Annotated in this window: 6 protein-coding genes and 1 pseudogene; 1 reads left to right on the forward strand and 6 read right to left on the reverse strand. The window is 64.2% G+C overall.

The genetic code is table 11. From position 1 onward, the window contains the following. Both ACYP01_RS25275 and ACYP01_RS25280 read right to left on the reverse strand, forming a co-directional pair. On the reverse strand, positions 1-432 hold a 432-nt coding region (locus ACYP01_RS25275), incomplete at its 3' end, for an NUDIX hydrolase (protein ID WP_459683003.1). 56 nt (positions 433-488) lie between these two features. After that, on the reverse strand, positions 489-1,310 hold the full coding sequence (locus ACYP01_RS25280) for an ABC transporter ATP-binding protein (protein WP_003944728.1): 822 nt from the start codon (positions 1,308-1,310) through the stop codon (positions 489-491). A gap of 51 nt (positions 1,311-1,361) precedes the next feature. On the opposite strand from ACYP01_RS25280, the pseudogene glgX reads away from it, so the two are divergent. After that, a pseudogene (gene glgX, locus ACYP01_RS25285) lies at positions 1,362-3,404 on the forward strand (glycogen debranching protein GlgX); the annotation flags it as partial. On the opposite strand, the gene yczE reads toward glgX, so the two are convergent. The 4 genes from yczE to ACYP01_RS25305 form a co-directional block, all read right to left on the reverse strand. Further along, the gene (gene yczE, locus ACYP01_RS25290; RefSeq protein WP_306673537.1) at positions 3,317-4,111 is read right to left on the reverse strand and encodes a membrane protein YczE; all 795 of its coding nucleotides are present in this window, start codon (positions 4,109-4,111) and stop codon (positions 3,317-3,319) included. The pseudogene glgX and the gene yczE overlap by 88 nt on opposite strands. A gap of 37 nt (positions 4,112-4,148) precedes the next feature. Further along, positions 4,149-4,895 carry a peptidyl-tRNA hydrolase gene (locus ACYP01_RS25295; RefSeq protein WP_039973095.1) on the reverse strand — a complete coding sequence of 249 codons (747 nt, stop codon included), beginning with the start codon at positions 4,893-4,895 and terminating at the stop codon, positions 4,149-4,151. A 35-nt stretch (positions 4,896-4,930) separates the two neighbouring features. Beyond that, the gene (serB, locus tag ACYP01_RS25300) at positions 4,931-6,151 is read right to left on the reverse strand and encodes a phosphoserine phosphatase SerB (protein WP_459683006.1); all 1,221 of its coding nucleotides are present in this window, start codon (positions 6,149-6,151) and stop codon (positions 4,931-4,933) included. A gap of 116 nt (positions 6,152-6,267) precedes the next feature. After that, positions 6,268-6,827 (reverse strand): cbb3-type cytochrome c oxidase subunit I (locus tag ACYP01_RS25305; protein ID WP_459683008.1); only part of this gene is annotated, 560 nt, incomplete at its 5' end.

Consider the following 6,827-nt stretch of genomic DNA (forward strand, 5'->3'; position numbering starts at 1 on the left):
CGTTCGCAGGACCAGGTTCTCCTTCTTCAGGAAATCGCTGAACGACAGCTCGTGCTTTTCGAGAGCAACGCGGTCCTGTGCGTAGCCGGCCGTGTCCGCGACGACCGTGTCAGCCGTGGGGCCGGCCAGCAGGACACCGCACTCCTCGAAAGTTTCCCGCACCGCAGCCAAGACGAGAGCCTTCGCCCGAGCAACATCCGTGCTGAACCGCTCGGCCCACCACTCGACCGACGGCCCGGCCCACTCGACCTCGGCCGTCGCATCGGACTTGTCGACGCCGCCTCCGGGGAAGACCGTCATGCCCCCGGCAAACGCCATCCCCTGTACTCGTTGAAGCAGGAAGATCTCGATACCGGATTCGGCATCGCGCACCAAGATGACGGTCGACGCATCCTTGGGCTCGGGGACAGCGTTTGCATTCTCGTTAGCCATGCTTCGCGAACCTACGCGATCTGTGATCTGGGCCGCATTTCAGGTCCCACTGAAGCTCACGCGCGATGAGCTCCGGACGGCCTCGCGCGGCGCGCGAAGTATCGGCCGTCCGCCTTGTCGAGGCTGATGGACTGGCTGAATGCCGCGCTCAGATTTTCGGCGGTGATGACGTCGTCCAGAAGGCCCTGAGAGACGACCTCCCCTTCCTTGAGAAGGAGTGCGTGGGTGAATCCCGGCGGGATTTCCTCGACGTGATGGGTGATCAGAACGGTAGCCGGGGCGTCCGGATCGGCAGCCAGTTCGGCGAGTCTAGCCACAAGTTCCTCACGTCCACCGAGATCGAGCCCGGCGGCGGGCTCGTCCAGGAGAAGAAGTTCGGGATCGGTCATCAAGGCTCGCGCGATGAGGACGCGCTTGCGCTCGCCTTCGGAAAGCGTCCCGTACGTCCGATCCGCCAGGTGCTCGGCGCCGAGGCTTTCGAGCATCTCCACAGCGCGCGAGGTGTCCATGGATTCGTACTCCTCGCGCCACCGACCGAGAACGGCGTAGCCCGCCGACACGACGAGGTCGCTGACCTTCTCGTCGCCGGGCACGCGGTTCGCCAACGACGACGAGGACAAACCGATTCGCGGGCGCAACTCGTTGACGTCGACCTTGCCGAGAACTTCGCCAAGGAGGTGGGCAGAACCACTGGTCGGGAAAGTCTCACCGGCCGCGATGCGCAGCAGCGAGGTCTTGCCGGCACCATTGGGTCCGAGCACCACCCATCGCTCGTCCAGCTCCACTTTCCAGGTGACGGGCCCCACGAGAGTGGACCCTCCCCGACGGATGAGTACGTTGTCGAAATCGATGAGCAGATCTGGATCAGGTAGCGGCACCCGAACATCTTCCCGCACATTCTCCGGCCGTTCACGGCAGGATCATCTTGCGTGTCGCCTCTCATCGAAACTCACACCCCGACGCCCGGGTCTCCGTTCCCACTCGGCGCCAACATCGTGGACTCCGGAACCCAGTTCGCGGTCCACGCCCCGGCCGCGTCGAGCGTCCACATCTGCCTGATCGACCAGGACGGAAACGAAGATCGCGTCGAACTTCGGCAACACACGTACGGAATCTGGCATGGAATCATCTCCGGGATCGGTGCGGGGCAGCGTTACGGAATTCGGGCGTCCGGCCCGTGGAATCCGCGCGCCGGGCTGAGACTTAATCCACACAAGCTGCTCGTCGATCCGTGGGCGCGCCGCATCGAGGGGGATCTCGGTGATCACCGTGCCCTCCTGTCGTACGCCGACGATCCCTTCGGCGACCCGTCGACGGTCGACTCGCTCGGCCACGTGCCGCTGTCCGTGGTGACTCCCGGCCTCGCGCCCGCCGGAGCCCGCCTCGAGACGCCGTGGGAGGAAAGCGTCATCTACGAACTGCATGTGGGCGCGTACACCGCCAGTCATCCAGGAGTACCCGCCGCCCACCGCGGAACGTACCTCGGCCTGACGGCACCGGCCGTGATCGATCACCTCGTCTCACTCGGCGTCACTGCCGTGGAACTGCTTCCCGTACAGGCGTTTCTGACCGAACAGAGCGTCCGCGAGCGAGGGATGCGCAACCACTGGGGATACTCGACGGCGTCGTACTTCGCCCCGCATCCCGGATACGCGGCAACTCCGGGCGGCGAAGTCACCGAGTTCCGGATCATGGTCGACGCACTACACGCGGCAGGCATCGAGATCATCCTCGACGTCGTCTACAACCACACCTGCGAGCAGAGTGTCGACGGAGTCAGCGTCAGTTGGCGAGGTTTGGACGGCCCCGGCTACTACCTTCTCGACGGCGACGGCCGCGACATCGACCTGACCGGGTGCGGCAACACGGTCGACGCCTGCTCCCCCATCGCCGTCCGCATGATCACCGACAGCCTCCGCTACTGGGCCACCGAAATGGGTGTCGACGGCTTCCGATTCGATCTCGCGAGCGCGTTGGGTAGGCCGCGCGGCGGCGGCTTCGACCAGCGTGCGTCCATCTTGTCGGCCATCTCCTCCGATCCGGTACTGACCCGGTGCAAGCTCATCGCCGAACCGTGGGATGCCACTGCCGACGGTTACCAGGTCGGAAACTTCGGACTCCAATGGTCGGAATGGAACGACAAGTACCGCAGCACCATTCGCCAGTTCTGGAACGGCGGCTCCAGCGTCCGGAAGGTCGCGTCGCGCCTCGCCGGTTCCGAGGACATCTTTGCCGGCAGCGGCCGTCGCCCCTGGGCGTCGATCAACTTCGTCACAGCGCACGACGGGTTCACCGCCGCCGATCTGGTCGCGTACAACCACAAGCACAACGAAGCCAACGGTGAAGACAATCGTGACGGCGCCGATCACAACGATTCGTTCAACCACGGAATCGAAGGCCCGAGCACCGATCCCGAGATTCAGGACGCCAGAGCACGTCATGTACGGGCGCTACTGGCCACGCTCGTGCTGTCGACAGGCACACCGATGCTCACCGCCGGAGACGAGTTCGGCCACAGTCTCGGCGGAAACAACAACGCGTATTGTGTTCCCACACTTGCCTCCCCAGCCGATTCGTGGGCCCTGGACTGGACGGCGGCCGATCAGTCGTTGGTGCAGTTCGTCTCCCGAGCGTTCGGATTACGCCGAACGGCACCGGCGTTGCGTCAGCCCGAATTCTTCGAAGGCAGAAGAAGACTGGAGCACCCGGACCTCGTCTGGTTCGACGCTGCCGGCGTCGAGTTCGACGACACCGCATGGTACGACGAGAGTCACCGAACGCTGCAGGCCTGGATCGACGGAGCCGACGTTCGGTCTCACACTCGAACAGGGCGCCCACTCGGTGACGACAGTTGGCTCCTGATCCTGCATTCCGGTGGACCGGTTCAGGTCACCGTCGGCACTCCGGAATGGTTCGACGGCACCTTGACTGCATCGTTCGATTCGGCGTCACCGACCGGCGAACCTGCCTCCACGGCCGAAGTTCCCGTCGGCACCGAGATTTCGCTGACCGGACCCACGGTCTTGGCCTTACGTTCCGTGACACGGCCTCCGGTAACCGCTGCTGTCATGGAATCCGGCAGCAACTTGATCAGGAATTGAATGGTCGGCCCGATCCCGAAGGCGTACAACACGGTTCCGATGCCAACCGTTCCACCGAGGAGCCATCCGGTAGCGAGGACCGCGATCTCGATGCTGGTACGCACGAGCCTGACCGACAGACCTGTGCGAGCGACCAGTCCGGTCATCAATCCGTCGCGGGGGCCCGGCCCCATGCCCGCGCCGATGTAGAGAACGCTGGCCAGTCCGTTGAGGAGGATTCCCGCGACCATGATCACGGCTCGAACTGGCATGGAATCAAAGACCGGTAAGAAGGCCAGTGAGGTATCCACCGAGATGGCAATTACAACGACATTGGCGACCGTTCCGAATCCCGGCCGCTGACGGATCGGAATCCAGAGCAGCAGTACCACCGCACCGGTAATCGCAGTGATCACGCCGAAACTGAGCGAAACGTGCTCGGCCACACCCTGATGAAACACGTCCCAGGGATCCAGACCAAGACCGGCCGTGATCATCATGGCCATCGAGAAGCCGTACAACCACAGACCAACGAACAGCGAGGCGAATCTCCGTATCAACACCCGACCATCTTGATGGCCACTGGACTGTTCATCCATAGCCAAGTTGCCGATACTGGACTGGTCGGTTGCGTCTCTACGGAACCGCGATGACTGTCATGGAGCCTGGTGCCACTTCCGTGAAACCAGCGTCACGAACCGCGACGGCCTCCGACTTCTTCAGCCGAACTACTGCTTCGGCCCACTGTTCCGGGCTCGCGTCGCGCACCGAGCAGCGAAAGTCGTTCTGCGCCCAGGCCCAGCACTGTTTCTCGGACATGGCCGCCGCCAACAACATCGAGGCATGCCCGACCTGTGCCGACGCCTTGCCAACCGTCATCTCGAGCGCCGAGTCGATCCACAGCACCGGAAGACCAGGCTCCGGCGGGCCAGGCTCGTCGTGCTCGAGATCGGTCCCACCGATCTGCAACTTCTTGATTCGCGGGTCCAGTTCTCCGACCGGCCCGGGAACCAGAGCCCGCGCCTGCGCGCCATCCACATCGACGGTGATTCCCGGTACCTCCTGCGCGGCGAGCCACTGCGCTCCTCGCGCTCGACGAGACACCTTCCGAATCCGGGCACCCACCCACGCCGAATAGTCCTCGTGCCAGGGGCCGGGTTCCCCGTCTTCGGTGAACCCGACGCGTTCGTCCAGACACAGCGCCACAGCCGCCGTTGCCGCAGCCTCGAGCAGTGCGGTGCGCTTGGGCGGGTCTGCCTTCGGAATGTGCAGAACGATCGGCATCGCCAACACCAGCGCCGGATCCGCGGGATCGTCTCGCCCTCCGTACCCAGCAGCCAGCACCGCGTGGCGCTCGCGCCAGCGCGAATCGGGGCGGGACATCACAGCTGGATCGGAACTGAATGCTGGATCGGAACTCATGGAATCGGTACGCGTCGCACGCCACCGTCGACGGCGTCCGCAGCCTCGACCTCGTCGCGGGTCACACCGAGAATGAACAGCACAGCGTCGAGGAAGGGATGCGACAACGCAGCGTCCGCGACCTCCCGCAACGCAGGCTTGGCGTTGAACGCCACGCCCAGGCCCGCGGCGTTGAGCATGTCGATGTCGTTGGCACCGTCACCGACGGCGACGGTCTGTTCCATCGGCACACCGACCTGATTGGCGAACTTGCGCAGCGCAACGGCCTTCGCGGCGCGGTCGACGATTTCACCGATCACACGTCCGGTCAGCTTGCCGTCGACGATTTCGAGGGTGTTGGCGTGCACGAAGTCCAGTTCGAGTTCGTGTGCGAGGCCTTCGATGACCTGCCGGAAGCCACCCGACACCACGCCGCAGTGGAATCCGAGACGGCGCAGGGTGCGAATCGTGGTTCGCGCACCCGGCGTCAGTTCGATGCTCTCTGCCACCTCGTCGATGACGGAGGCGTCGAGACCGGCGAGTGTCGCCACACGCTGGTGCAGTGATTCGGTGAAGTCGATCTCGCCGCGCATCGCAGCTTCGGTGACGGCGCGGACCTCGTCCTCGACGCCGGCCTTCGCGGCCAGCATCTCGATGACCTCGCCCTGGACGAGCGTCGAGTCCACGTCGAACACGATCAGACGCTTGGCCCGTCGAGCGAGACCTGCGCGCTCGACCGCGATGTCGACGTTTTCGAGTGCGGCGACCTCGGCGAGTCCGGTGCGCAGCTTCGCGTCGCCGTCGGTCGTATCGGCCGCGCTGACGCTGAGTTCGAGGCCGGTGACCGGATAGTCGGCGACACCACGGATGGAATCGATGTTTGCGCCCTGCTTCGCGAGTTCGCGTGCAACCGATCGCATTGCGCGAGCATTGACCGGGCTACCGAGAACAACGACCGCGTGGGTGGACACCGCGGGCCGTCCGGGATCGGCACCGATTTCGATGTCGACGTTCATTCCGACCGTCGCCATCGCCTGTTCGAGTTCTTCCTGAAGCGCTTCGGGATCGTTCGGGCAGGCAACCATGACGCCGAGTGTCAGTCGACCTCGAATCACCACCTGCTCCACGTCGAGTAGACGCACATCGTGCCGCGACAACGCCGCGAACAGTACCGAGGTGACGCCAGGGCGGTCCGGCCCGGTCACAGTCACCAGAACAGTGGTGTCAGAGGCACCCACCGAAAACTCCGATCGTTTCTTCGTTCGCGTCTTGATCGTCACTATTGTGCCAAGCGAAAGGCCCCACCCGTTACTCGGGCGGGGCCTTCGCTGATTACTTCAGTGTGTTACTTCGCTCAGGAGCGGCTGTCGGTTCCGGGGTCGCCTTCGTCCCCGACCGTGAGCGGCTCGTGACGAGCATCTTCGAGCACGGTGCTGGCGTTCTTCCCACCGTGGCCGGGGCCGACGTGCGCTTCCGCGCGCATCCGCTCCACCATGTGCGGGTAGTGCAGCTCGAACGCCGGACGCTCGCTACGGATGCGCGGCAACTCGGTGAAGTTGTGACGCGGCGGCGGGCAGGTGGTTGCCCACTCCAGCGAGTTTCCGTAACCCCACGGATCGTCGACGGTGACAACTTCGCCGTAGCGGTAACTCTTGAAGACGTTCCAGATGAACGGGAGCGTCGAGGCACCGAGTACGAAGGCGAAGATCGTGGACACCGAGTTCAGAACCGTGAACCCGTCCGAGGGCAGGTAGTCGGCGTAACGACGCGGCATACCTTCGGCACCGAGCCAGTGCTGGACGAGGAACGTGCCGTGGAAGCCGACGAACGTGGTCCAGAAGTGCCACTTGCCGAGACGCTCGTCCATCATGCGACCGGTCATCTTCGGGAACCAGAAGTAGATACCGGCGTACG

This window comes from Rhodococcus sp. no. 34, assembly GCF_054589475.1.

What these genes read in the sequence shown, in the direction of transcription:
- yczE (WP_306673537.1), bottom strand. Translation starts at nt 4,111, where the DNA reads ATGGATGAACAGTCCAGTGGCCATCAAGATGGTCGGGTGTTGATACGG.
- ACYP01_RS25295 (WP_039973095.1), bottom strand. Translation starts at nt 4,895, where the DNA reads ATGTCCCGCCCCGATTCGCGCTGGCGCGAGCGCCACGCGGTGCTGGCT.